The 24,161-nt window shown below is 45.6% G+C and carries 20 protein-coding genes and 2 tRNA genes; 6 read left to right on the forward strand and 16 right to left on the reverse strand.

Annotated features, from left to right (window positions below; translation table 11 throughout):
• Window positions 1-4 precede the first annotated feature (4 nt).
• Window positions 5-2,491, forward strand: coding sequence for a glycoside hydrolase family 2 TIM barrel-domain containing protein (locus L6475_RS12780; protein WP_237820639.1), 2,487 nt, complete (start codon window positions 5-7; stop codon window positions 2,489-2,491).
• A 111-nt stretch (window positions 2,492-2,602) separates the two neighbouring features.
• On the opposite strand, the gene L6475_RS12785 is transcribed toward L6475_RS12780, so the two are convergent.
• Window positions 2,603-3,832 (reverse strand): TonB family protein, encoded by a 1,230-nt coding sequence (locus tag L6475_RS12785; protein ID WP_237820641.1) that lies wholly within the window; start codon window positions 3,830-3,832, stop codon window positions 2,603-2,605.
• Window positions 3,833-3,852: 20 nt separating this feature from the next.
• Window positions 3,853-4,212: a BlaI/MecI/CopY family transcriptional regulator gene (locus L6475_RS12790; RefSeq protein ID WP_237820643.1), complete on the reverse strand. Its 360-nt coding sequence runs from the start codon at window positions 4,210-4,212 to the stop codon at window positions 3,853-3,855.
• Window positions 4,213-4,433: 221 nt separating this feature from the next.
• On the opposite strand from L6475_RS12790, the gene L6475_RS12795 reads away from it, so the two are divergent.
• Entirely contained in the window at window positions 4,434-6,110 is a 1,677-nt protein-coding gene (locus L6475_RS12795) for a formate--tetrahydrofolate ligase (RefSeq protein ID WP_237820645.1), read from the forward strand.
• A gap of 125 nt (window positions 6,111-6,235) precedes the next feature.
• Here the strand turns inward: L6475_RS12795 and L6475_RS12800 are convergent, their stop codons facing one another.
• From L6475_RS12800 to L6475_RS12810, 3 genes are read right to left on the reverse strand one after another with little or no spacing between them, the layout of a single operon-like run.
• Window positions 6,236-7,684, reverse strand: coding sequence for an MFS transporter (locus L6475_RS12800; RefSeq protein ID WP_237820647.1), 1,449 nt, complete (start codon window positions 7,682-7,684; stop codon window positions 6,236-6,238).
• 20 nt (window positions 7,685-7,704) lie between these two features.
• A complete protein-coding gene (gene kduI / locus L6475_RS12805) occupies window positions 7,705-8,694 on the reverse strand; it encodes a 5-dehydro-4-deoxy-D-glucuronate isomerase (protein WP_237820649.1) in 990 nt (329 codons plus the stop codon).
• Window positions 8,695-8,743: 49 nt separating this feature from the next.
• Window positions 8,744-10,105, reverse strand: coding sequence for a PTS galactitol transporter subunit IIC (locus L6475_RS12810; RefSeq protein WP_237820651.1), 1,362 nt, complete (start codon window positions 10,103-10,105; stop codon window positions 8,744-8,746).
• A 184-nt stretch (window positions 10,106-10,289) separates the two neighbouring features.
• Here L6475_RS12810 and L6475_RS12815 point away from each other — a divergent pair.
• Window positions 10,290-10,363, forward strand: a tRNA-Val gene (locus tag L6475_RS12815).
• Between the two features lie 78 nt (window positions 10,364-10,441).
• On the opposite strand, the gene L6475_RS12820 is transcribed toward L6475_RS12815, so the two are convergent.
• The 4 genes from L6475_RS12820 to L6475_RS12835 all read right to left on the reverse strand — a co-directional run bounded on the left by L6475_RS12820 (window position 10,442) and on the right by L6475_RS12835 (window position 15,252).
• Window positions 10,442-10,523, reverse strand: a tRNA-Leu gene (locus L6475_RS12820).
• A 146-nt stretch (window positions 10,524-10,669) separates the two neighbouring features.
• Window positions 10,670-11,683, reverse strand: a complete 1,014-nt coding sequence (locus tag L6475_RS12825; RefSeq protein WP_237820653.1) for a S41 family peptidase — start codon at window positions 11,681-11,683, stop codon at window positions 10,670-10,672.
• On the reverse strand, window positions 11,680-12,489 hold the full coding sequence (locus tag L6475_RS12830) for a DUF3316 domain-containing protein (RefSeq protein WP_237820655.1): 810 nt from the start codon (window positions 12,487-12,489) through the stop codon (window positions 11,680-11,682). The genes L6475_RS12825 and L6475_RS12830 overlap by 4 nt, the downstream gene beginning before the upstream one ends.
• Before the next feature lie 30 nt (window positions 12,490-12,519).
• Entirely contained in the window at window positions 12,520-15,252 is a 2,733-nt protein-coding gene (locus tag L6475_RS12835) for a DNA gyrase/topoisomerase IV subunit A (RefSeq protein WP_237820657.1), read from the reverse strand.
• Between the two features lie 651 nt (window positions 15,253-15,903).
• Between L6475_RS12835 and L6475_RS12840 the strand changes: the two genes are divergently transcribed.
• Complete coding sequence (locus tag L6475_RS12840) at window positions 15,904-16,980, forward strand: IS110 family transposase (protein ID WP_237820660.1); 1,077 nt, start codon at window positions 15,904-15,906, stop codon at window positions 16,978-16,980.
• A gap of 846 nt (window positions 16,981-17,826) precedes the next feature.
• On the opposite strand, the gene L6475_RS12845 is transcribed toward L6475_RS12840, so the two are convergent.
• A complete protein-coding gene (locus L6475_RS12845) occupies window positions 17,827-18,024 on the reverse strand; it encodes a hypothetical protein (RefSeq protein WP_237820662.1) in 198 nt (65 codons plus the stop codon).
• A 468-nt stretch (window positions 18,025-18,492) separates the two neighbouring features.
• Here L6475_RS12845 and L6475_RS12850 point away from each other — a divergent pair, with 468 nt between their 5' ends.
• A complete protein-coding gene (locus tag L6475_RS12850) occupies window positions 18,493-18,789 on the forward strand; it encodes a nucleotidyltransferase family protein (protein ID WP_237820664.1) in 297 nt (98 codons plus the stop codon).
• The gene (locus L6475_RS12855; RefSeq protein WP_237820666.1) at window positions 18,773-19,273 is read left to right on the forward strand and encodes a DUF86 domain-containing protein; all 501 of its coding nucleotides are present in this window, start codon (window positions 18,773-18,775) and stop codon (window positions 19,271-19,273) included. The genes L6475_RS12850 and L6475_RS12855 overlap by 17 nt, the downstream gene beginning before the upstream one ends.
• A 215-nt stretch (window positions 19,274-19,488) precedes the next feature.
• On the opposite strand, the gene L6475_RS12860 is transcribed toward L6475_RS12855, so the two are convergent.
• From L6475_RS12860 to L6475_RS12885, 6 genes are all read right to left on the reverse strand, one after another.
• Window positions 19,489-20,505, reverse strand: coding sequence for a virulence RhuM family protein (locus L6475_RS12860; RefSeq protein ID WP_237820668.1), 1,017 nt, complete (start codon window positions 20,503-20,505; stop codon window positions 19,489-19,491).
• A gap of 45 nt (window positions 20,506-20,550) precedes the next feature.
• On the reverse strand, window positions 20,551-20,838 hold the full coding sequence (locus tag L6475_RS12865; protein WP_237820670.1) for a DUF1016 N-terminal domain-containing protein: 288 nt from the start codon (window positions 20,836-20,838) through the stop codon (window positions 20,551-20,553).
• A 90-nt stretch (window positions 20,839-20,928) separates the two neighbouring features.
• Window positions 20,929-21,333 carry a hypothetical protein gene (locus L6475_RS12870; protein WP_237820672.1) on the reverse strand — a complete coding sequence of 135 codons (405 nt, stop codon included), beginning with the start codon at window positions 21,331-21,333 and terminating at the stop codon, window positions 20,929-20,931.
• Between the two features lie 209 nt (window positions 21,334-21,542).
• The gene (locus L6475_RS12875; protein ID WP_237820674.1) at window positions 21,543-21,947 is read right to left on the reverse strand and encodes a hypothetical protein; all 405 of its coding nucleotides are present in this window, start codon (window positions 21,945-21,947) and stop codon (window positions 21,543-21,545) included.
• Between the two features lie 2 nt (window positions 21,948-21,949).
• Window positions 21,950-23,386 carry a hypothetical protein gene (locus tag L6475_RS12880; protein ID WP_237820676.1) on the reverse strand — a complete coding sequence of 479 codons (1,437 nt, stop codon included), beginning with the start codon at window positions 23,384-23,386 and terminating at the stop codon, window positions 21,950-21,952.
• A gap of 2 nt (window positions 23,387-23,388) precedes the next feature.
• Entirely contained in the window at window positions 23,389-23,916 is a 528-nt protein-coding gene (locus L6475_RS12885) for a hypothetical protein (RefSeq protein ID WP_237820678.1), read from the reverse strand.
• Window positions 23,917-24,161 lie beyond the last annotated feature (245 nt).

A 24,161-nucleotide genomic window follows, 5' to 3' on the forward strand; every position in this document is an offset into this window, starting at 1 on the left:
CATTATGAGGAAATTATTCTCCATACTCCTTCTTGCTCTTTTCATGAAAGCGCAAGCCCAGGTTTCATTTGGACAAGCCACTCTGTTGAACAACGATTGGCGTTTTCTACGCATCGACACCACTCGCAACATCAACGAGTCGGCCGATATGGCCTCGCCCAACTACGATGACAGCCGTTGGCGACGACTCAACCTTCCTCACGACTGGGGAGTAGAACAGCCCATGTCGCCCGATAAAGGGTCTTGCCAGGGTTATTTGCCTGGCGGTATCGGCTGGTATCGCAAATCACTGACCATTCCAGCCTCCGAGAAAGAAAATGAATGCATTTTTCTCTATTTTGAAGGAGCATACAACCATTCAGAGGTTTATGTAAACGGACAGCTCGTGGGCCGTCGTCCTTCTGGATTCGCTTCTTTCCTATACAACATCACCCCCTATCTTCATCAAGACGGGAAGAATACCATCGCTGTGCGGATAGACCACTCTCAGGAGTTTGACTCTCGCTGGTACACGGGTTCGGGCATCAACCGCAACGTGTGGCTTGTTACCGCCCCAGAGGTTCACTTGGCTCAATGGGGATTGGCCTACCGACTGAAGAGTATCAACAAGAAAAAGGCAATCGTTGAGGTGGATATTGAGACCACCGACGACCGTAAGGACAAATCAGCCGAACTGAAACTCCAAGCCTTTGTAGAAATGAAAGATGCTGAAGGCAACATTGTGGCCTCGACCAAAACCACTATTGGTTCTCAGCAGAAGAAAACGGTGACCATCACCGTGAAGAATCCTCATCGCTGGAATCTTGACGACCCGTATCTCTATAGTTTAGAGTGCAGAGTGAAAAGTGGAGAGTTTGCTACCGCTCCGCAGAACACCTCACATAAAAAGGCCAATGAAACTACCACTGCGGTAGCAAACTCTAAACTCTACACTCTAAACTCTACACTAGACAAATCAATTGTCTCTGTGGGCTTGCGAACCCTCACGTTCTCTCCCGACAAAGGTTTCGCCCTCAACGGGCAGTGGATGAAGGTGAAAGGTGTATGCGTGCACGACGATGCCGGTGTGCTGGGCACTGCCGTTCCGAAAGAGGTGTGGCAACGCCGACTGCAAGAGCTGAAGGCGATGGGCGTGAACGCCATCCGACTGAGTCATAATCCTCACATGCCTGAGTTCTACGACCTGTGCGACGAGTTGGGACTGCTGGTCATGGACGAAGCTTCCGATGAATGGGAGTTTCCCAAACGTAAATGGATGAAGGGATGGAATCAGGGCAAACCGGAGTTCCAAGGCACATACACCTATTTCGAAGAATGGATAGACCGTGACGTGGCCGATATGGTGCGCCGCGACCGCAACCACCCTTCTGTATTCCTGTGGAGCATCGGCAATGAGGTGGACTATCCCAACGACCCCTACTCTCACCCCGTGCTGAATGGCGACAAGAGCATGACTCAACCTATCTACGGTGGCTACAAGCCCGATCAGCCTAATGCCGAACGTATCGGTCGCATCGCTCAGCGACTGGCCAAGATAGTGAAGGAGATAGACGCTTCACGTCCTACTACTGGTGCACTGGCCGGTGTGGTGATGTCGAACGAGACTGCCTATCCATCGGCCATCGACGTGGTGGGATACAACTATACGGAAAGTCGCTATCAGGAGGATCACGAGAAATATCCGAAACGCGTGATCTATGGCTCTGAGAACCGCCATGACTTGCCGGCATGGAAGGCAGTGAGAGACAATGAGCATATCTTCGGACAGTTCCTCTGGACAGGTATCGACTATCTGGGCGAGAGCGGTCCTTGGCCTGCACGTGGTTCATCGGCAGGACTTCTCGACCTTGCCGGACAGCGCAAGCCAATGGGCTGGTATCGTGCTGCCCTATGGAGCGAACAGCCCACATGCTATATAGGTACCGTTCCGGGAAAGTACGTACATCCCTATGCCACTGATTTCTGGAACTATGAGGAAGGACAGCCAATACGTGTACTGTGCTATACCAATGCTACCTCTGCCCGTCTTCTGCTGAACGGGAAGCCCGTAGGTGGTGAGCCTCAACGCGATATGGATACGGACATTTTATACTGGGACATTGACTACCAGCCAGGAACCCTACGTTGCGAAGCCGACAATGGTGCCAGTTACGAGATAGAAACGTTCGGACGTCCTTACGCCTTGAAGGTCACTACCGACTCCGTAACACATATCTTTGTAGAGGTGGTAGATGAACAGGGACGAGTGGTGAAAACTGCCGACAACATGGTAACACTCTCGCTTGAAGGTGCCCGACTGCTGGGCATGGAGAACGGAAACATGACAGAGCAGCCTGCCATTATGGGACGCTCAGATCGCCGCAACCGAGGCCTTTCACTTCGTGTACACCAAGGCAGACTGGTGGCCTACTTCCGTCCCAACGCTGAAGGGAAAGCACTCAACATCCACGCCACCTCGCCCTTCCTACTCCCATTCAACACCGCGAAATAAAGACACGTATTATTAACAAACAAATCACCTGATTCTTAAAGTTCCTTGTTTTTAGAACTAAAAGAATCAGGTGTTTATTTTGATTGAGAGAGAGTTTCTTAATTCAGTCGCTTAATTCAGCCTAAATGATATAGGTACAGTAAACTTCACACGCACGGGCTGTCCTTTCTGCATACCAGGTTTCCATTTAGGCATGGCCTTAACCACACGAACAGCCTCGGCATCAAGGTATTTATTTACAGCATGAACGACTTTGGGTCCGCTGACGGTACCGTCCTTCTCTACAATGAACTGAACCAACACACGACCTTGAACCTTTTTCTTCAGAGCCTTCACCGGGTATTTGACGTTCGAGGCTATAAACTTCATCAGTTCAGGGAACTCAGGCATCTGCTCCACAACGTCAAGGGGCTCGTCAGGCTCTACACTTTCTACGTTGACCACTGGTACCACAGGTGGTTTTTCATCGGTATAAACATAGTCGTTTACGGTTTCAGCATTCAGGGCTAAAGCAACGCCCACAATGGGCAGGAGTGCGAGCAATTTCAGCATGCTGGCACGGTTTGATTTCTTATTGAGCATCATATTTATGCGGTTTTTAAGGGTACTGTGACTAATTCCGTTAACTACTGAGTACCCACAGTGAGCAACGGCTTTTTGGATAAGCAGATACTGATACTGGCGCATATTGATGCCTTGAGAGAGTACCGCTGCATCGGCTTCATACTCGTGGATGGCACGCAAATCCTGGCGCAACATCCACATAGCAGGATTGAACCATTGCAGGGCTGTAAGAGAATCAACGAGGATGAGATCAATCGAATGACGATGACGGATATGTCCCCGTTCATGGGCAAGTATGGAGGCATCATGGGCCTCATAGTCACTTTGAGAGAGTACGATATAGTGCATCCAACTGAAAGGCGACACATCGCCTTTGGCCACACAGATCACGGTTCCGTCGGTCTGCGGATGCTGTTCACTGCGGCGTATCAGCAGCCACACCCGGAACAAGCCATACAGGGTATGACCTAAGGTGGCCATCATGCCGATAAAGAAGACCACGATTAAGATTGTATGCCAGAGCGATAATTGATCACCATCTGCCACCATCATTTTCAGTTGACCGAGGCTTATATCAGCTTTTGAACCTTCCACAACAATTGTTTGGTGGATAGTGATCACACACAGCGGCAACAGGAAAGAAGCGATGGCCGTCATCAGCAGTACCACGCGGTTTAGGCAATGGAACGTTTCGCGACTCAGCATCAGACGGTAGAACATGTAGAACACTGCCAACAGTGTTGCTACTTTCAAATCGTATGTCAGGAACTCTATCATACCCTTTAATTATGTTCTTCTTATTTATTGTTTTCTATTTTCTCAATCAGTTCACGCAATTCATCCACAGAAATTTTCTCTTCCTTGACAAAGCAGGAAACGGCGCTCAGGTAGGAATCGTCAAAATAGTTCTTGATAATACCCGTCAGACTGCTACGGCCGTACTCTTTTTCAGTCACGGTGGGGAAATACTGGTAGGACGTGCCAAACTGCTTATGATCGAGAAAGCCTTTCTTCTCAAGGATGCGCACCGTCGTCGATAGTGTATTAAAGTGCGGACGAGGCTCGTCGTAATATTCCAAGAGCTCCTTCACGAACATAGGACCATGCTGCCAGTAGAGGTCCATGATTTCCTTTTCTTTCGTGGTTAATCGTTTCATTTCTTTGTTTTTAGTTAATTGTTCACTAACGCTTTCCATGCGCCAGTATCTGTATCCGCTTGCAAATATAACTAAACATTTTAGTTTGATACAACTAATTCGTTTAGTTTTTAAAGAAAATTAATTAGTTTGTACGCTATTTCTTAGTTATTCACACAACATACAGGCTTCATGTGGAAAAATATTCGTACCTTTGCGCCGTCTTACCAAAATGCTAGACTATGAAGACAGATATTCAGATAGCACGTGAGTGTAGCTTGAAGCACATTAACGAAATTGCCACCCAAATTGGCATCCCCCACGAAGAAATTGAACCCTATGGCCGTTACATGGCGAAGGTGCCTCTTCGATTTATTGACGAAGAGAAAGTAAAAAAGAGCCGTTTAATCCTGGTAACGGCTATCAGTCCCACGAAAGCTGGTATCGGAAAGACAACCGTCAGCATTGGCTTAGCCATGGGACTGAACAAAATAGGCAAGAAAGCTATTGTAGCCTTACGCGAACCCTCTTTGGGCCCTTGTTTTGGTATCAAAGGCGGTGCTGCCGGTGGCGGATATGCACAGGTGTTGCCAATGGAGAAAATCAACCTTCATTTCACTGGAGATTTTCACGCTGTGACCTCAGCTCACAACACAATCAGTGCCTTGCTCGACAATTATCTATACCATCACAGGAAGGATGGTTTCTCCCTACGTGAAATATATTGGAAACGTGTTCTTGACGTCAACGATCGTGCCCTGCGCAATGTGGTGACAGGACTGCGTGGCGATGGTGTCGTTTCGGAAACAGGATTCGACATCACTCCTGCCTCTGAACTGATGGCCATTCTCTGTTTAGCCACCAGCGAAGAGGACTTGCAGCGCCGTATAGAAAACATCGTTCTTGGCATCACCGCAGAAGGGAAACCTTTCAGGGTGCGCGACCTTGGCGTAGCCGGGGCTATCACCGTACTGATGCGCGATGCTCTGATGCCCAACCTCGTTCAGACTACCGAGAACACGCCTGCCTTCATTCATGGCGGACCGTTTGCCAACATTGCCCACGGCTGCAGCAGTGTGCTGGCTACAAAGATGGCAATGAGCTACGGCGACTATGTGGTGACAGAAGCTGGTTTCGGTGCCGACCTTGGAGCTGAGAAATTCTTCGACATCAAATGCCGTAAGGCCGGACTACAGCCGCGACTGGTAGTCATTGTAGCCACCACGCAGAGTCTGAAGATGCATGGCGGCGTTGAGTTGGAACAGATCAAAGAGCCTAATATGGAGGGACTGCGTGAAGGACTGAAGAACCTGAACCGTCATATACACAACATGCAAGGCTTTGGACAACCTGTAGTGGTGACGCTGAACCGATATGATACCGACCACGATGAGGAGATCGAAGTGGTACGCCGTAACTGTGAGGACCTGGGCGTGGGCTTTGCCGTCAACGAGGCTTTCCTGCATGGCGGCGACGGAGCTGTAGAACTCGCTCAGAAGGTTGTCGATACCATCGAACGCATTCAGCCGTTACCCATTAACTTTGTCTATCCTGAGAACGACACTATCGAAAACAAGATAGAAAAGGTGTGCAAGCGCATCTATGGTGCTGCCGCCGTAGAATTTACGAAAACCGGCAAAAAGAAGTTGGAGTCAATCCGCACGCTCTTTGCCGACGATGAAAGCATTCGCCACTACCCTATCTGCATCGCCAAGACACAATATTCATTCTCGGCCGACTCCACACGCTATGGTTCGCCTGAGGGCTTTACCATCCGCATTCGTGATGTTATTCTGAACTGTGGCAGTGAGATTGTGGTGGCCATTGCCGGCGATATGCTGCGCATGCCAGGACTGCCTACCAGTCCACAGGCTGAGCGTATCACCATCGTCAATGGCGAGATAGAAGGTCTATCATAGAATCAGCAACATTTCTACCCTATCACAAAAGGATTAGCATTCCTTCTTACCTATCACAAAAGAAACAGCGGAAAATCAACGCTTTAAGATTTTCCGCTGTTTCTTTATGAATATAATATGCCCGGTTATTCAACAACCACGGGCTTATACTTCGGTACGAGGGCTTTCATTATGCACCAGCCAATGAGATAGGCAACGGCACAGAACGAGAACACAATCATATAAGCAGCAGGCTTAGCTTCAAAACCAAAGAAGGTGAAAGCAGAGCCTTGAGCGGCAGCCCAGTCAAAGAACTCGCCTGAGGTAAGGTTGATGGCATAAGAGCCCAAACCACCAGCCATCGAGCCAATACCGGTAATGGTACCAATCGTTGACTTTGGGAACATATCACCAATAGTAGAGAAGAGGTTGGCACTCCATGCCTGATGACCTGCACCCAGCAAACCGATAAGGATAGCCGGCCACCAAGGACTGTAAGCGCCCAAAGGCTGAGCCAACAAGCCCAACAGGGGGAAGAAGGCGAAGATAAGCATAGCACGCATACGTCCCAGATAAGGGTTCATTCCACGGGTCTCAACGAAATATTTCGGCAGGTAACCGCCACCAATTGAGAGTACGGTAACAATGGCATAGAGCGTAAAGATAAGTGCGATACCCATACCCGAATCACTGGTATAGCCATACTGGTCACTGAAATAGGCTGGTGCCCAGAACAGGAAGAACCACCACACACCATCAGTCATCAGTTTACCAATAATGAACGACCATGTCTGCTTGAATGTGAAACAACGCCAGAACGAGATAGCTTCCTCTGTCTTAGCCTCTTGCTTGTTCTGCACTTCTGCAATGTCATTATCTTGCTCAATATAGTTCAGCTCGGCCTGATTCACATGAGGACTTTGATGGGGCTTTTCATAAAGCCATATCCACAATCCCATCCAAACGAATCCTAACATACCGATAATGATAAAGGCCATTTCCCATCCCCATGCACGGGCCAGCAATGGAATAGTGGCAGGAGCAGCCAAAGCGCCTACCGATGCACCGCTGTTGAAGATAGAAGTAGAGAATGCACGGTCTTTCTTTGGAAAATACTCGGCCGTCACCTTGATAGCAGCAGGGAAGTTGCCCGCCTCACCTAATGCCAGAATCATACGGCAACCTAAGAACAGATACATTGAGATGGTGGCCAAGGCCACAGCAGCATCGCCTGTCAGTTGTCCAAGTTCTGCTATCGACTGGTAGCCTTCCATTTCCATGGCCACCCATCCGCAACCGGCATGCATACAGGCGCCCAGCGACCACACAAAGATGGCAATCAGATAGCCTTTCTTCGTGCCCATCCAGTCGATAAACTTACCTGCAAAGAGGTTAGCAATGGCATAGAAGATAGAGAAATAGGCAGTAATCTTACCATAGTTGGCATCAGTCCAGTGAAATTCCGGAGCAATGAAGTCTTTCCATGTCAGCGACAGCACCTGACGGTCCATGTAGTTGACCGTCGTAGCTAAAAAGAGTAATCCGCAGATAACCCAGCGAAAATTACTCATCTTTGTAGTTTGTACAGGTGTCATAATCAGGAGACGTGAGTCTTTTACTTGATATCGATTACAGGAATTTCATCCTTGTCGTTATAATACAGGTTCTCACCGGCCATACCCCAAATAAAGGTATAATAATAGGTACCAGCAGCAGCGTGGATGCTCCACTCAGGACTCATGATAGCCTGCTCGTTGTGCAGCCATACCACACGGCTTTCCTCGGGCTGTCCCATAATGTGGGCAATGGTCTGTTTCTCAGGAAGATTGAAATAATAGTAGGCCTCAATGCGACGTCCATGAGTGTGAGGAGGCATCGTGTTCCAGGCAGCACCAGGATTCAACTGAGTGAGTCCTAACTGCAACTGACAGGGGCCTTCTTCCAGTACATCGTTCACAATAAGTTTATAGACGGTGCGGTTATTACACTCCTCAGTGGTGCCTACAGGTCCCCATACTGCTGCCTTCAGCGAGCCTTTACGGCCGTCGAGGGTAATCCACTGGGTCTTATAGTGCTGATGGGCAGTGGCAGAGTTCAGATAGAACTTTGCAGGTTTTGCCGCATCCTTCGAACGGAACAGCACCTCCTTGTTTACATCGATAGAATTTCCTTTCTTATCCTTGCCAAGATGGCCACGACCTATATAAAGTGCCTCTTTGGGTGAAAGAGCATATTCCTTGCCGTCAACAATCACTACGCCATCGCCCTCGCCGCAGTTCACCACACCGAGCTCACGGTTGTAGAGGAAATACTTATCCTTGATGGTCTTGTCAACATCGAGGCCCAATTCCAGGAAGTTCTCCAATTTCAGGGTTTTGTTCACTGGCATGGCGCCACCGAAGATAAAACGGTCGTAGTGTGAGTAGGTCAGATGAATCTTATCGGCCTCCATCACTTTCTCCATTACGAAACGGTCACGAAGGGTCTTAGTGTCGTAGTGCTTCACATCCTCAGGATGGCAAGCAGTCTGAAACTTCACGTCCTGCTGAGCCTGGGCAGTGAATGCTGCTGCCAGCAGTGTCAAGGAAATAAATGCTTTTTTCATATCGATAGTTTATTAGTTATTTCTGAAAAATCAAAGTTGTTGGATCTGATTACATTTTATCTGCGGCAGTAATGCGCATACGGTTCCACACCAGCATGCCCAGTGTGATGACAGCCAGCACACCCATGCCTATCCATCTTAGGTACTTCACACAAGCAAAGATAACATAGCCTAAAAGTGAAGAAGCAAAATCGAGTGCACCGCCTTCAAAGCCTTCCGGAATCTTTGCAGCCGAAGCAGTGGGGTCGGTTTTATACACCTCATTGGCAGCAAGAGTAAAGGCAGAGGCCATATCGGTCACGAAATACAGACCGACGATGAGTGCCACAAGACCAATAATCAGACTCTTCACCACATTTCCTTTTGTATAGGGCAAAATCAGTGGGAACAGATAGAACATACCTGCCAGTGAGGCCAATGGCAGGAACTGGTTGCCTGGAAGGAACACGGCAATGGCCAGAATGACGGGAATCAGGATGACCGAGCACACCAGTGTCGTGGGATGTCCGATAACCAGCGCTGGCGACATACCGATATTTACCTGCATACCACCGAAACGTTTCTTGGCCACCTCCTGCGTTTTCTCTGCAATGGGTTTCAGTCCGTCAATGAAGAGTGAGGTGATACGGGGAATCAGTTCCATCACAGCACCCATCGTCACACCGAGGAACAGCACTTTCTTGATATCCAACTGAGCAGCCCAGCCTATCAGCGCACCAACGATAACACCCAGTACCAACGGTTCGCCCAGCACGCCAAACTTCTTCTTCAGACCTTCAGCATCAATATCGAGTTTTGAAAAACCGGGAATACGATCGAGCAGCCAGTTGATAGCAACAGCAAACAGAGTAAAGCTCTGACAGAATGGCTGAGGGATGGAAATACCCTGCAAGTCGTAGTGTTTTTGGAACTTCTCGGCAGTGAGGTCGGCCATCACCAAAGTGATGATATAGCATACGATAGCAGCAAAATAGCCCCATAGCAAACTCTGATCCATCACAAAATAGGCCACAGCACCAATGAAAGCAAAGTGCCAGTAGTTCCAAAGGTCTATATTAATGGTTCGGGTACATTTAGTTATAAGCATCAGCAGGTTCACGCCCAGACAAATAGGAATAATCAGTGCACCTACGGCAGTACCGTAAGCCACGGCAGCAGCAGCTGGCCATCCCATGTCGAACACCTTCAGTTGCAAGTCATAAAGTTCAGAAATTGTCTTTAGCGGACTGTCGAAATTATTGGTCAGCAATGCTGTTACAATGCCCAGGCCAACGAAACCCACGCCCACGTAGAGACCGCTTTTCAGGGATTTTCCGAATTTCATGCCTATGCACAGGCCGATAATTGTAAAAAGAATGGGCATCATGACTGACGCTCCAAGACTGATAATGTAACTAAAAACTTGTTCCATTTTGGTTCTAATAGTATAGTAATAAATGTTTTGGCTTTAGAGTAGTGTGGTGCAAAAGTACACATTTTCTTTTAATTGGCCTACAAAAACGAGTTGCCCTTTTGTTAATAAATCCTTATTATAAAAGGCATATTTTGCCGGTCATCATTTTTTTAGTACTTTTGCACGCGCTTTTCAAAGCCCTGTCGGCATAGCTCAGTTGGTTAGAGTATCACCTTGACATGGTGGGGGTCCTTGGTTCGAATCCAAGTGTCGACACAACATAAAACTGGGACAGTTCTGAATGAATTACTATTTCATTTCAAAACTGTCCCAATTCTTTTATTCGTCAACAAGTGCGCCTGACAGGACTCGAACCTGCACGTCGCGAGACACTAGATCCTAAGTCTAGCGCGTCTACCAATTCCGCCACAGGCGCATTTTAAAGAGCATTATCTGCTATTTGTTTTGACTTAGCGGCTGCAAAGGTACAACAAAATCTTAAAACTCTCATCATATTTTGACTGAATTTTCAAAATTTTGGCCTGAATCAGTGGAATTCCGACTAAATATAGCTTCTATACTCTATTCCACTAAAAGTTTGCGAGCAAACTCAATAATAGTATCCTCTCCTTTTCCAAAGTCATCATCCTTCAACTGAACATGATAGTCGGGGTCAATACCAAACTCGGTACACTGCCGGTTAGCATCGTAAGAAGGCACAGCCGAGAAGCGCACCACCCATCCATTGGGCAGCGTACTGGAGAAAGGCATTCCAGCCCCACCGCCAGTATGATCGCCAACAATCTTTACATTGGGCATCTGCTTCATGAACATAGTAAACTCATTGGCCGCACTATACACATGACGGTTGGTGAGCACACACACGCCTTTCTGCCAGCGAAGACCAGACGAAGGTTCCAGATACTTGGGTTCCATATCAGAGAAGTCGCTGTGTCCGGGTCCTGTCTTGTGCTGGATATAGCCCACCAGTACTTTCTCATTACAGAAACGTGCGGCCAGCCGTTCAGCCATGGTCACCTCTCCCCCACCGTTGTCACGGATATCGATGATGAGTCCGCGGCACAACAACAGGTATGAGAAAACATCGTCCAGATTGCCATCCCCCACAGGCGAGGCGAAACTCTCATAGCGCAGGTACCCGATATTATCGTCAAGAACGCGATAGCGCAGTCCGCCGGCTATACGATAGTCAGTGCCCATATATCGACGCAACAGGGTATCGCTGATATTGGCAGGATAGTCTTCATACCAGGACCAATAGCGTGAAAAATCGTGAGTGGCAGAGAGGTTCACATGCCCGTCGCGCAGTTCAGAGAGCATGTCGGCCAACACTTCGAACAACTGGTTAGTGGTCATATTGTTGTTCACGCGTACCTTATATTTATTATATACCTGTTGCCAGTCAAGCCCTATCTCTTGCTGCTTATAGTCCAAAAAACAGTAGTGTTCGTCGATGATATGCCACAAAGCCTCGAAATTGCCTTGTGGAGTATCGTCGTATTCCTCAACATCCACACATGCCGACAAGGTCAGCAAGGCAACAAGGATGCAGATATGGGAAAAGAACTGTTTCATGGGCGGAAATTGATAAGTTGGAAACGCTTCACCACGCCAATCATGATGCTATTGTTGTAGATATGCTGCTTCAGATTGTTGACCTTCGCCTGCTGATAGTCGCCTAAGAAGCCGACGGAAAGGGTGCATGAAGGCCAGACGGTGCATTGAAGTGTGAGCTGCTGGCGGAAGTTGGGCGCCGAAAGGAATGTGGTGGGTACGATGTTGTGGTCATAGTCACTGCGCACAAACATCTCATAGTAGGACTGCCCGTAGTTGGGACTAAACATCACACCGGCCAAGGGCAGATCCAGTTCGTAGCGAACGGCCCAGTTGCGTTTCAAGAAGGGGAACCGATAAGTGGCCACGCCCGAAGGCATGACGTTCAATGAAAATCGCCCTTGGGCAGGATTGTTGGAATTGTTGCGGGTGTTATAGATAAAGCCTAGTCCCAAATTGCCCAAGGCACCGGCCTGCAGACGCAGTTTTCCTCCCATGAGCAACCACTCATGATAGCGTCCGACAAGCAGATTGTAACTGCCTTCAAGTGCCGACTCGTTGCCGGCACGGTCTTTGGCTGAAGAAAGATGCAACTGATTTTGAATAATAGTGGACCAATGACTGTCCTCGCGCTGACGCTCACGAATGGAAAGGGCTGTAAGGCCCTGACCATAGAATTTTTCCTGAGTGAGATAGGTGTCAAGGATGTTCACGGAACCATAGCCTATCTGATAGCTCTGGGTGGTGATGAAAGGACTCTTTCGTGTATCTGCCTGCTGCGCTTTCAGTTGGAAAACTGAAAGCAACGCAAGCAAGATTAGTATCATTTTAAGCCGTTTCATCGATATGAGCACAGATTACTCCTCGTCAGGGAACAGCCTCAACTGACCGGTCATTTCGTCGATAACCTGCTGTTCGCTTTTCCCAGAGTCCGGATCAAGATCATCCACGTCATCAACGTCATCTACAGCAGCGCCATCGATTTCTTCATCTTCATTCTCCTCCGGGAAACGCACAGGTTCCAGTTCCTCAATACTTTCCACCTGCCAGGTAGAGAGGCGCTTACCTTTGGCCTTGAAGCCTTTCACGCCAATGAACTGTTCGGCATCGATATTTTCTGTTCCGCGGAACTCGTCGGCTCCTCCGTAGGTCACCTTCACCAGCGGATAGACCACATCGGTGAGCAACACCAGTTTCGAGGCGGCGTTCTCGCCCAGGAAGTTCTGTTTGCGCTTGGCAGCCTCCATCTGGAAGCGTTTCATATAAGGATAGCCCTGGTTGTCGGCATCGAAGAGGACGGCCGTCCATACCTTGTCGGCATCAAACTTCTCAATACGCAGGATATTCTCCTCGTAGTGGTTGTTCACATCGAAGTTGGTAAGGTAGAAATCGCCGTTCTGCAGTACCACGAGTATCTGGTCGTCGTCGAAGAACTCGCCGAGCAGTCGGCCGTGCTCATCATAGTTCAGACGGTTCACATCCGGATCGTACCACACCTTGCGGCCTCCGAGCGTAGAGTGGCCTTGCGATTTCAGCGTGATGCGATGCACGGGCTTTTTCGTCAGCAGGTTACCCTTTGAGCCACGTCCCTTGATGAGCACATCGGCAAACGAGCGTTCGAGGAAGATGCTCACACGCGAGTTTTTGGCCTGTACAGAGGCATCGAGGGTCACTTTGATTACTTCGGCCTCACCATTCGGATTGGAGGTGAAGTACATCACACGCGAACCTTCCGTGCCCTGGGTAAGGTCGTATTCGCGATCGCGGGTGATACCTGTGATATTGAAGCGCTTGATGTAGCACGGACCTTTCTTGCCATCGCGATACACCACATTATATATAGTACGCTTGTCGCTCTTCTTGAACACGCCAAGCCACATCACGTTCTTGCCCACAAACAGTTTCTCGGCCACACGCACCACCTTGTACTTACCGTCCCGATAGAACAGGATGATATCGTCAATATCGGAACAGTTGCACACGAACTCGTCCTTCTTCAGTCCTGTACCGATGAAGCCTTCGTTACGGTTGATGTAGAGTTTCTGATTGGCCTCGACCACCTTTGTAGCCTCGATGGTATCGAAATTGCGTATCTCGGTGAGTCGTGGATGGTCTTTTCCGTATTTGTCTTTGAGGAACTGGAACCATTCGGCCGTCACTTCCGTCAGATTGGCCAGGTCACGGTCTATCTGCTCTATCTCGGCCTTGATGCGGGCCATGAGTTCGTCGGCCTTTTCCTTGTTGAACTTCAGGATGCGCTGCATCTTGATTTCCAGCAGGCGGAGAATATCGTCCTTGGTCACCTCACGCACCAGCTGTGGGTAGAAAGGAGTCAGGCGGTCGTCAATATGTTCGCAAACCTTATCCACATTGGGGGCTTCCTCAAATTTCTTGTCCTTATAGATGCGTTCCTCAATGAAGATTTTCTCCAGCGACTGGAAGTGCAGTTGCTCGAGCAGTTCGTTCTTACGGATTTCCAGTTCCTGGCGAATCAAATCCTTGGTGCGTTCGACTGAATGACGCAACACATCGCTCACAGTGAGGAACTGCGGCTTGTTGTCGGCAATCACACAGCAGTTGGGCGAAATATTGATTTCGCAATCGGTAAACGCATAGAGGGCATCAAGGGTCTTGTCGCTGCTGACGCCGGGAGCCAAGTGAATCTGAATCTCTACCTGAGCCGAAGTAAGGTCGGTCACATTGCGAGCCTTGATCTTGCCTTTCTCAATAGCCTTGGTGATGCTTTCAATGAGGGTGTTCACCGTCTTGGAGAACGGCAACTCGCGAATGACGAGTGTCTTCTGGTCGAGTTTTTCAATCTTGGCACGCACCTTCAGCACACCGCCACGCTGACCATCGTTGTATTTTGACACATCGATAGAGCCACCAGTCTGGAAATCAGGATAGAGGTGGAACTCTTCGCCATGCAGATAGCTGATGGCGGCATCGCAGATCTCATTAAAATTATGGGGAAGGATTTTCGACGACAGGCCTACGGCAATACCTTCTGCACCTTGTGAGAGCAGCAAGGGGAACTTCACCGGAAGGGTGATAGGCTCCTTGTTGCGACCGTCGTAACTGAGTTGCCATTCAGTGGTTTTGGGATTGAACACCGTGTCCAAAGCAAACTTAGACAGGCGGGCCTCGATATATCGGGGAGCAGCAGCACGGTCGCCAGTAAGAATGTTACCCCAGTTACCCTGCGTATCCACCAGCAGGTCTTTCTGTCCCAACTGCACCAGGGCGTCACCGATAGAGGCATCGCCGTGAGGATGGAACTGCATGGTGTGACCCACAATGTTGGCCACTTTGTTGTATCGGCCATCATCCATTCGCTTCATAGAGTGAAGGATGCGTCGCTGAACGGGCTTCAGTCCGTCTTCAATATGAGGAACGGCACGTTCCAGAATTACATAAGAAGCATAGTCGAGGAACCAGTTCTGATACATACCGCTCAAGTGGTGAACAACAGCGGCGTCGAAACGGTTCACGGGTTTATAATCGGAATGGCCTTCTGGCTGGGCATCTTCAGATTCCTGACCGCCATCGGGTGTCTCCAAAATCTCGTCGTCTTTGATTTCGTCGTCCATTATGTTTCAGGGAATATATTTTGCGCAAAGTTAATAAAAAAATAGATAAATACGACTTCTATTACTTCTGATTTTGCATTATTTTAAGAAAACCGCCATTCAGACAGCATCGGAGCTGCGTAGCAATAAAGATTTTGAAAACAGATTCTCCGTCAGATTTTAAGCGTAGCGTCCAAAACTATTGGTCGTCGTTTTACTCCTTAAAATCGAACGAAAAATCAAAAAAGAAAATTTGGGTCACCTGCAGACCCCTGTGTACTATTAACCAAAACCTTCAAAACCCTTTTTGTCTGGTTGAGACTACGTCTCTGATGTCATGGATGTAGCCTTTTCCTTGTGTGCAAGCACCCAGATAAAAGACTACATCCATGCCATCAATCCTTACAGGATATCACCAGACAAAAAGTTACTATGTTTGCAGTCGGAAACACCAATAAGCCGATAGGGGATAGTCCTTAGGCAGTGAAATATTCCGCACCGTGAGGTGCAGAGAACCTCTTCGCTACGCTTCGAGGACCTCTACATCTCACGTTGCGTGAAAAGAGGCTTCGCGAGGAAAAAAGAGGCAGAAAATTTGGTACGATAATAATTGGATTGTATTTTTGTAAGTGCAAAAAACAAGATACTTTCACAATTAAATACCGTACCAGTATGCAAAGGAACAAAATATCTTTCAAAGGACAAAAGATTTTCGTAGGAATTGATGTCCATGCTAAAAATTGGGAGGTGGCAATAGCCCCCGAAGTAGGAATTGTAAAGAGGCATTCCCAGAAGCCTTCAGCAAAAGAGCTCTTTGACTTTTTGAAGAAGAATTACCCGGATGGTGATTATCAGGCTGTCTATGAGTCTGGCTTCAGTGGATACTCCACTTATTATGCATTGAAGGAAGTCGGTATTGGCTGTATGGTGATTCATGCAGCTGATGTTCCGACGACTCAGTATGAAGAGGTGATGAAGACAGACAGGGTGGATGCCGTAAAACTGGCGAGATCTCTGAAGGCAGGTCTGCTCAAGGGCAACTATGTTCCAGAGAAGCAGTACATTGACGATCGCTCTGTTGTCCGCATACGCAAGACAATACAGAAGCAGCTCAGCGGATACAAGTCGAGAGTCAAGCACCTGCTGCATTGTCATGGAGTAGAATTCCCTGAACGATTCTCCAGGAAGCAGACGCACTGGTCAAGGGCTTTTATCACCTGGCTGATGAACGATGTGCGGCTGATGTCAGATACACGAGCTTCGCTTGACCTGCTCATCAGGCAGGTAGAGGTCCTTAGAGGAACATTGCTGGAGGCTACTCGCCAATTGCGCAAGATGAGCCAGACAGAACGATACAAGCACAGGCATGACCTGCTCAGGACAATCCCCGGAATCGGCATCATAGTCACGATGTGCATCCTGACAGAGGTCTGTGACGTGAAACGTTTCCACAACGAGAAAGAGTTTGCCGCCTACCTTGGACTGATCCCTACAAGCCACAGCAGTGGTGAGAAGACCGTGCATGGCGAGAAGACTTTCAGGGGGAACAAGCAACTTGGCCCCATGATTATCGAGGCTGCATGGATTACCATCGGCAAGGATGCGGGACTTGGAACGCAATATTTCCAGTACAAACAGAGGATGGAGCCACAGGAGGCGATAGTGAGGATAGCACGTAAGCTTTCCAACATCATCTTTTCCGTCCTGAAGAATGAAAAGGAATATGTACCATACCAAACGGGTAATTGACATACAGATTATCAGACAACTTCACAAGACGACTCCTGCGTTTTTCTGAGGTGTAGCTTTGACTACATCCTCTTTTAAAAGATTGTTGCGTCTTACTATATATTCTGAAGAAGTAAATTGATTGGGCGGTCTTGCTTTGCCGTTTCATCTCATAGAAGTTTGTCTGGTAGGTCTGTTGTCGGTAGTCATTCTGTACCCAACGTAAGCGTTGGGGTGATAGTTACGGCTTCTTCAAAAGTCATCGTACTAATGCATTTCGCGCAAGCGATTGATAACAAACAGTTAATAAACAATAAATATTTTCCAATTATTTGGAATGCAACATAGAAGAAAAACAGAAAAAAAAGATTTTAAAAACAGATTTTTCGGCAGATTTTAAGCGGAGCGCCCCCTAAATTCTTGGTCGTCGTTTCACTCCTCAAAATCGAACGAAAAATCAAAAAAAAGAAAATCATTCAAAAATCTTTTCTCGCGGTGAGGTTCATATTCATGCACTTTTTCTTGCCTAAGCCAAAAGCTGGATGCACCTCAGCCATCTAAAAATGTCTCTCGGTTTTCTCTGTTTTTCTGAGCTGTACTGCTAAGCCGCAGGCTGTTCTGAGGTATCGTTCAAGGACTGCCAAGCTGGCTTGCGCAGTCCTTGAACGATATCTTAGAACGATTGCTCGCAGAGCAAAGCAGTACAGTTCAGGGTTTTGAAGGTTTTTGTATAATGCGAAGTAAGGCAAACACTGGAATTTGCTAGTGACCCGAAAATTTTTCAAAAAACATTTTTCGCCTTGAGGTCGGTTTTTCAGGAACACAGGTCAGAGGGTGTTCCTTTTTTCCACCATTACAGCTCCCTCATTATAACATTTCAACGCGCTCATAACTCTCACCGAAATCAGCAAGTGCAAGACTGGTCGGAAATTTGCGAGTTTTGGCGATGTTAGTTAACAGAAAATTTCCAGTATATTCGGAATTGCCGTATTTTTCGAGTAAAATAGCGAAGGAACCACCGTCAAATTGTGGCGAAAAAGGCACTTTTTTAGCTTTAACCACCATTCAATTGCTACTTAATTACCATTCAATTGCTACTTAGTTTCCATTCAGTTGCAACTTAGTTACCATTTAATTGCATTGCAATCTTTGTTTTATTGCATTAAAGCTTTCATTCAGGTGCGTTACAACATTCATAAAAATGGAACATATTCGATGAAATAGAACTAAAAAGTACCTCAAGCACCCCGTTTTTTATCAAAAAGGGGCTTGGAAGCCTGTTCAAAGTCTGTTTTGAGATATCAAGAGGGGTATTTTTTGTTCTAGTTTGCGATTTCCTTTTGTCAAAATAATCGAATATTTGTCTAAAGAACGTGTACAATTTTAACACTTGACAGAACACTGAAAAACAGCTTTGAAAGAGTCCAGTTTAACATTTCGCGCTCTTTGTTTTTTTGAACTTTTTTCGCAATAGTGAAAAGAAATTCGGAAAGTCTTTGTAACTTTGCCGATGAATAATAAAACGATGCGATTATGAGTACCAAGGTAATGCAGCAGACGATAGCCGACTACTTTAAGACGCAGCCAGTCTTGAAGGCATGGATCTTCGGATCTTTCGCCCGTGGAGAGGAGTCGCCGCTGAGCGATGTAGACATACTCGTGCAGTTTGATGAAGGAGGCGTTAGCCTGCTTAAACATGCAGCAATGATTTGTGAATTGGAGCAGATTCTCGGCCGTCCCGTTGACATTGTTCCTGAGAAGATGCTCCGTCCGAGAGTACGAGAAAATGTAGACCAAGACAAAAAGTTGATTTATGAGAGAACCCGTTAGAGACCGCGACCGTCTGGAACATATTGTTGAGGCAATAGACCGTATTCTCGGCAATACAGGCCTCAAGTCAAGGGATGAGCTTGAAGCCGACAACCTAAGATACTATGGCATAGTGAAGAGCATTGAGATTATTGGCGAGGCAGCCTATAAACTCACGCGCTCGTTCTGCCGCGAACATGCCGAAACGCCCTGGGAGTTCATCGCCAAGATGCGCCATGTCTTGGTGCATGACTATTATCAGATAGACCCCGACGCCGTATGGAAAGTCATCCAAGAGGACTTGCCTCTACTCCGCGAGCAAGTAAGCCGTTACCTCTCCGATACCGATTGGGAAAAATGGGAACATAACGCAATGGTCATTTCCGAGTCCGCAGCCCACAAAAGCCTCGTGCAGACCGCTGAGCGAATGAAGCTGCGAGGCTACGACACCGAGGAGATTTATAAGATTACAGGATTGGGGCGCGATGAAATAGAGGCGCTATAAAAGATAACAATTTCTTTTGCATTTCACTCGACTTTACTTTGGCTGCCGCCGAAGTTACTTTGTCTCGGAAATGAAAAGAAAACTATTCACATCTTTTTATTCTGAGCTTGCTCGCCACTCACTAAACAGATTGCGGCATTTTTTGTAGCACTTGCCAGATAAGTGCGTATTAGGCTACGTCCTTCTACCGTAATGATATGTTGCATACAGGAATCTTATTCACCTTCAAAAGGCAACTCACCCAAATACTTGTCAAAGTCACTCTGGAACAAACGATCCTGTACTATGCGGTACTTTTCAAATTCTGTTTCGGCATGCTCTTTGGCCTCTTCCGCTGTTACTGAACCTGCCGTTTGCAGTACTTCATTACCTCCAGCCGCCAAGATGGTATCAATCTGTTTGGCCCAGTCCTCCATTGTCATCGGGATGTGGCGCTTAGCCATACGTTCTGCCAATTCCAGTACACCATTCACCAACTGCCCCATGTCTGCCAGTTCCATCTCTTTTAGATAGTTCTTGGCTATCGATACATCCGTCTTGACAATCTTTCCGTCTGGTGCATTCTCCCAGGTCGTCAACCCCATGTGCTCCTGTTCAGCATCAGCACGCTCTACAATTAACTCTGCGGCAGTGCGTCCATGTACGGCATAGTGCATCTTGTTTTGCATCATTTTAAAGAAGAGTCTTGTCGTTGGCGCATCACGATTATAATCAATTGCCGTCGCATAGATGTCCGTCAGTTTCTGATAGAACCGTCGCTCAGACAGACGAATCTCACGTATCTCTGCTAACAGGTGTTCAAAATAGTCCTCATCTAAAAACGTACCATTCTCCATACGTTTCCTATCCAGCACATAACCACGAATAGCATATTCTCGCAGCACGCTCGTAGCCCATTGACGGAATTGAGTAGCCCGGATGCTATTGACACGATACCCCACGCTGATAATCGCATCAAGATTATAGAACTGCGTCATATAGTTCTTCCCATCAGAGGCAGTTGCCGAGATTTTCTCGGTAACTGAATCCTTCACCAGTTCTCCGCTTGCAAATATGTTCTTCAGGTGAAGTCCCACATTGTCCGTCGAACAGTCAAACAACATACCCATTGCCTTCTGGGTACACCACACAGTCTTGTCCTTATAGTAAACCTCTACCCCTTGTCCCTTTCCTTCTATCTGGAAGATGAGGAACTCAGCTGTACTGTTTCTTATTTCTCTACGTTTAGCCATATTTACATAACGTGTTATTCCTATTCTAATGTTTTTCAAACATAATCAGCAGAAATCCCCATGATTTAGAAAGGCATCTAATGTCTCTGAAGGTAATTCGTCCGTTGTCAATGGACGAATTTCAATATGTCCTTTGTCGCCTACAGGAATGATGCTGTTTTGTAAATCGTCCGCTGACAATGGACGATTCTCGAACATACTGCACCATGCCTCATAGAAGATACGCATACGTTTGATGCTGGTCTCAGAAAAACCTCTTAGCCCAGGCAGCTCCTGTTGCAGCAATTCTGAGATGGTACCAATAGCATTGCTGCCCCATCTTGCATGTTTCATATTCGTAATTTATCGAAATCTTCGAATCATATCATTATTGGTGCAAAGATAGAGAAAAACCACTAAATAACATAGTAATTCAACAAGAATTCAATAAACGAAAAACATTTTTTTCTGAGTATTTAAGTTCATAAATCGCTGTATGGCATCATTCATACAATATGTTGACTGATATTCACTATACATAGCCATAAAACGATTTGTTGCTTCATGGGCAACAACAAGATCATATGAACCTATACAATTCTTACAAAGATTTTCTGGTTTAGGATTTCCAAATAAGAAATTGGATAAATATAGACCATGACACACATTAAGTGATAGAAACAAATTGTTATTGGAAGTTTTATTTAGTTCTGATATTTTTGATATTAACTTTGGCCACGAAATATAGTTGTTAGCACAAATACCATAGCCATAGAAACATCCATGAGTGTCTATATGGAGAATAGGAATTTCATTATTTGTCTTCACTTTTGAAATAATAATATCCATAGTATTGTCCCAATCAGAAGCATTATTTAAAACGATTCTGCACATTTGTAACAAATTTTTATTCACAGAATTAAAAAGTATATTGGAATGAGTATACTCATGTGGTTGAAGAAAGCATATTTGATATATTATGTTATATTTGGGATAAATCATAATCTCTAAATCACAATTACAAATCAAATACCTCAAAAAATGAAGACATTAAGAATTTATTCTTTTTTCGTTGCTTCCTTAACAATATGAGATAGGAACTCTAACGTTTCTTTTAAATTCCTGATTTCTTGTTCAGAATAATTAACCTTAGAATATAAGGTATCAATAATTGCTTGCTGTTTTATTATTATTTCTTGCAATTGGCGATATTTTTCTTTATTACTATTCTGCCATTGGCGGATTTTTTTATATCCCCAGGGGATAAGAATTGAGGAAAAACCTAAAGGACAAAGCATTAATGCGACTGTAGAAGCTAAAGAAGATAATGCTGTAGCAGAAGTAATTGTTGCAATAGAAATACCCATTTTCCCCAAACTAGAAGAAATATCTTGCTGAGGGTTATCAATGGTCAGATCGACCGCTTTTAAGACATTTGTAAGTTCAAGATTTGTTTTTTTCACTTTTATTCAAAATAATAATCGATTTTTCTAATTTCTTCTTCTAATGTTTTATCCAATTCTTGTTGTATGAATTGTTCTTTTACTCGTGTAATGAATCTAACATCTGCGAACAATCTGTACAAAGTGACTAACAAGCCACCTAAATCTAACTTTTTCCATGCTGCTTCATTTCCCATATATGCACTTACACCAACATAACTCAAATTTAGGGTTGATGAGATTGCATCGGAATACAACAATATCTTCCTTGTTCGTACTTCATAATGATCCCTGCTTCCATCAATAGCAGGACGATAGAATAAGCCATGCATTAAACCAATTATCATATTTATTAGTATTGCAACTACAGCCTGACTTCCTACAATTTCGACGTCTCGCAACAAACACAAAGAATCATAATGTTCAGAATACAGTTTGCTTGCTAAATCAGGATTGAAAGTTTCAAGTAAAGGTACGGGTAATCCCCACTTTGTAAAAACATCTGATTTTAAATGTGCTGCTTGAGCAAAGAGAGCTGCTGGTAAACGGAATTTGTCTTCCAACAGACTATCATAAACTTCGTAAAACATCCTTCCCGCTGTTATCCTTTCACTCATTACAGCATTAGGGTATGTTACTCTATAAGTACCAAACTGAAACTTTTTTGATAGTGTAATAGTGCATGTCATGATATTGGCAGTACCAAAAATCCATCCTATAATTGGATCATGGCCCAACGTATTTTGTCTATGCATACCCTTGCCACCTTCATCAAATCCTACAGGACCACCATTTTGTGCATCATAAGGACATCGTCCTGTTGTTTTTGTACCATCTGCCTTTGGATATTGACCAAAGACAATATCTTTCCATGTCGGATATTTTTCGCTTTTAATATTATCACGATCAGAATGTTTCTTATTGTATTCGTCTTCAGCCTTCTTTTTGATTTTATCGCCTTTTTTATTATCCATTCTCTTGGACTCATCAATGGTTTGCCCCAAATCCCCAACTAATTGTTGGATTATAATCCAACGAGCAGTTTGAAGAGCTGTCGCAATTATAAGAAATGCCAAATCTGTTTTGCACAACTTTGTCTTTTGTGCAAAAAGATTGTTTATACGTTCTATATCAGCTTTGCAATATTGAATTTCTGAAGCAGAAAGAAAATCCTCAATTTCTAGCTGATATGGTATTTCTTTATTAGCATTTTCTACCAAACTTTCCCATGATGGTATATCTGTTCTTTTAATCTTGATAGAATTTCTTGTATCATTAGGAACGAATGGTGGCATTTTCACACCAAAGGTGTCTGCAATTTTTTGGGCCTCATCAATGAGTTTCTCAGTTTCTACTATATTCTTTTCAACTGAGGCAGATGTTGAATTTATTTTTTTACGTTGGTTTTCAAGAACTTTTAATATTTCTTTTTCACCCTTTGTATATTTGTACTCTCCCATTTTTAATTGTTTTTAAGATCTTCTTGCATCTCTTTAACCGCACGTTGCAGCAAAATAATAAGGCCTTCGAGATATTTTATACGTTCTTCTGAAAGAGAACTTCTATTAGCCAACTCTGCTTCTAAAGCGGCAATTTTTGCAACAGCCTCTTTTAAGAGTCTTTCTTTCTCTTGAGTTAGTTTCTTGTTTCTTATGCATCGAGCCCAATAAGCAGCCCCACCACCAACAATAGCTACAGGTGCCGCTAAAACAAAAACACCAGCCACCATACCACCACCAACTAATGAGCCTGCTGCAGCGAGACCAGATGTTATACCTGCAGCTGATAATCCTACAGTACCTGCTCCATAAAGTGCGGCAAAAGAAATAGCTCCACCGCCAACAGCTCCTAAAGCACCTGCTATTGCATCAGGAATAGAACTATTTACTATAGTTCTGCTCTTATCCTTTATCGCTTCATTAGACTCATTGATAACTCTCTCTACAGTCTTTAAAGAATCAATTGTTGAAAAGTTTTTCTTTTTTCCCATTATTGAAATATTTTAGTTGTTAGTTTCACATTTTAGCGACAAGAAGAGAAGGTCACGTCCTCTCTACATACTTGCCTAGTAAGGTTCTGGAAAACCCGGTGTCACAAATATAGTAAGGCAGTCCGTGCCCTTCATCTGGGTACAAGACTGGCTTGACTAAACTCGATTTGACTTCTATTGGGTTAAATTTTCCAGATTTAACTAGGTCAAAGCTTGTCAGCCTGTCGTGCAATATGTCAAATAGA

This window comes from Prevotella sp. E9-3 (assembly GCF_022024015.1).
Lineage (GTDB): Bacteria > Bacteroidota > Bacteroidia > Bacteroidales > Bacteroidaceae > Prevotella.

What these genes read in the sequence shown, in the direction of transcription:
- L6475_RS12885 (WP_237820678.1), bottom strand. Translation starts at nt 23,916, where the DNA reads ATGGGAAAAAAGAAAAACTTTTCAACAATTGATTCTTTAAAGACTGTA.
- L6475_RS12795 (WP_237820645.1), top strand. Translation starts at nt 4,434, where the DNA reads ATGAAGACAGATATTCAGATAGCACGTGAGTGTAGCTTGAAGCACATT.
- L6475_RS12825 (WP_237820653.1), bottom strand. Translation starts at nt 11,683, where the DNA reads ATGAAACAGTTCTTTTCCCATATCTGCATCCTTGTTGCCTTGCTGACC.
- L6475_RS12785 (WP_237820641.1), bottom strand. Translation starts at nt 3,832, where the DNA reads ATGATAGAGTTCCTGACATACGATTTGAAAGTAGCAACACTGTTGGCA.
- L6475_RS12865 (WP_237820670.1), bottom strand. Translation starts at nt 20,838, where the DNA reads ATGAAACATGCAAGATGGGGCAGCAATGCTATTGGTACCATCTCAGAA.
- kduI (WP_237820649.1), bottom strand. Translation starts at nt 8,694, where the DNA reads ATGAAAAAAGCATTTATTTCCTTGACACTGCTGGCAGCAGCATTCACT.
- L6475_RS12840 (WP_237820660.1), top strand. Translation starts at nt 15,904, where the DNA reads ATGCAAAGGAACAAAATATCTTTCAAAGGACAAAAGATTTTCGTAGGA.
- L6475_RS12850 (WP_237820664.1), top strand. Translation starts at nt 18,493, where the DNA reads ATGAGTACCAAGGTAATGCAGCAGACGATAGCCGACTACTTTAAGACG.
- L6475_RS12780 (WP_237820639.1), top strand. Translation starts at nt 5, where the DNA reads ATGAGGAAATTATTCTCCATACTCCTTCTTGCTCTTTTCATGAAAGCG.
- L6475_RS12880 (WP_237820676.1), bottom strand. Translation starts at nt 23,386, where the DNA reads ATGGGAGAGTACAAATATACAAAGGGTGAAAAAGAAATATTAAAAGTT.
- L6475_RS12790 (WP_237820643.1), bottom strand. Translation starts at nt 4,212, where the DNA reads ATGAAACGATTAACCACGAAAGAAAAGGAAATCATGGACCTCTACTGG.
- L6475_RS12835 (WP_237820657.1), bottom strand. Translation starts at nt 15,252, where the DNA reads ATGGACGACGAAATCAAAGACGACGAGATTTTGGAGACACCCGATGGC.
- L6475_RS12800 (WP_237820647.1), bottom strand. Translation starts at nt 7,684, where the DNA reads ATGACACCTGTACAAACTACAAAGATGAGTAATTTTCGCTGGGTTATC.
- L6475_RS12845 (WP_237820662.1), bottom strand. Translation starts at nt 18,024, where the DNA reads ATGGTGGTTAAAGCTAAAAAAGTGCCTTTTTCGCCACAATTTGACGGT.
- L6475_RS12855 (WP_237820666.1), top strand. Translation starts at nt 18,773, where the DNA reads ATGAGAGAACCCGTTAGAGACCGCGACCGTCTGGAACATATTGTTGAG.
- L6475_RS12830 (WP_237820655.1), bottom strand. Translation starts at nt 12,489, where the DNA reads ATGATACTAATCTTGCTTGCGTTGCTTTCAGTTTTCCAACTGAAAGCG.
- L6475_RS12870 (WP_237820672.1), bottom strand. Translation starts at nt 21,333, where the DNA reads ATGGATATTATTATTTCAAAAGTGAAGACAAATAATGAAATTCCTATT.
- L6475_RS12860 (WP_237820668.1), bottom strand. Translation starts at nt 20,505, where the DNA reads ATGGCTAAACGTAGAGAAATAAGAAACAGTACAGCTGAGTTCCTCATC.
- L6475_RS12810 (WP_237820651.1), bottom strand. Translation starts at nt 10,105, where the DNA reads ATGGAACAAGTTTTTAGTTACATTATCAGTCTTGGAGCGTCAGTCATG.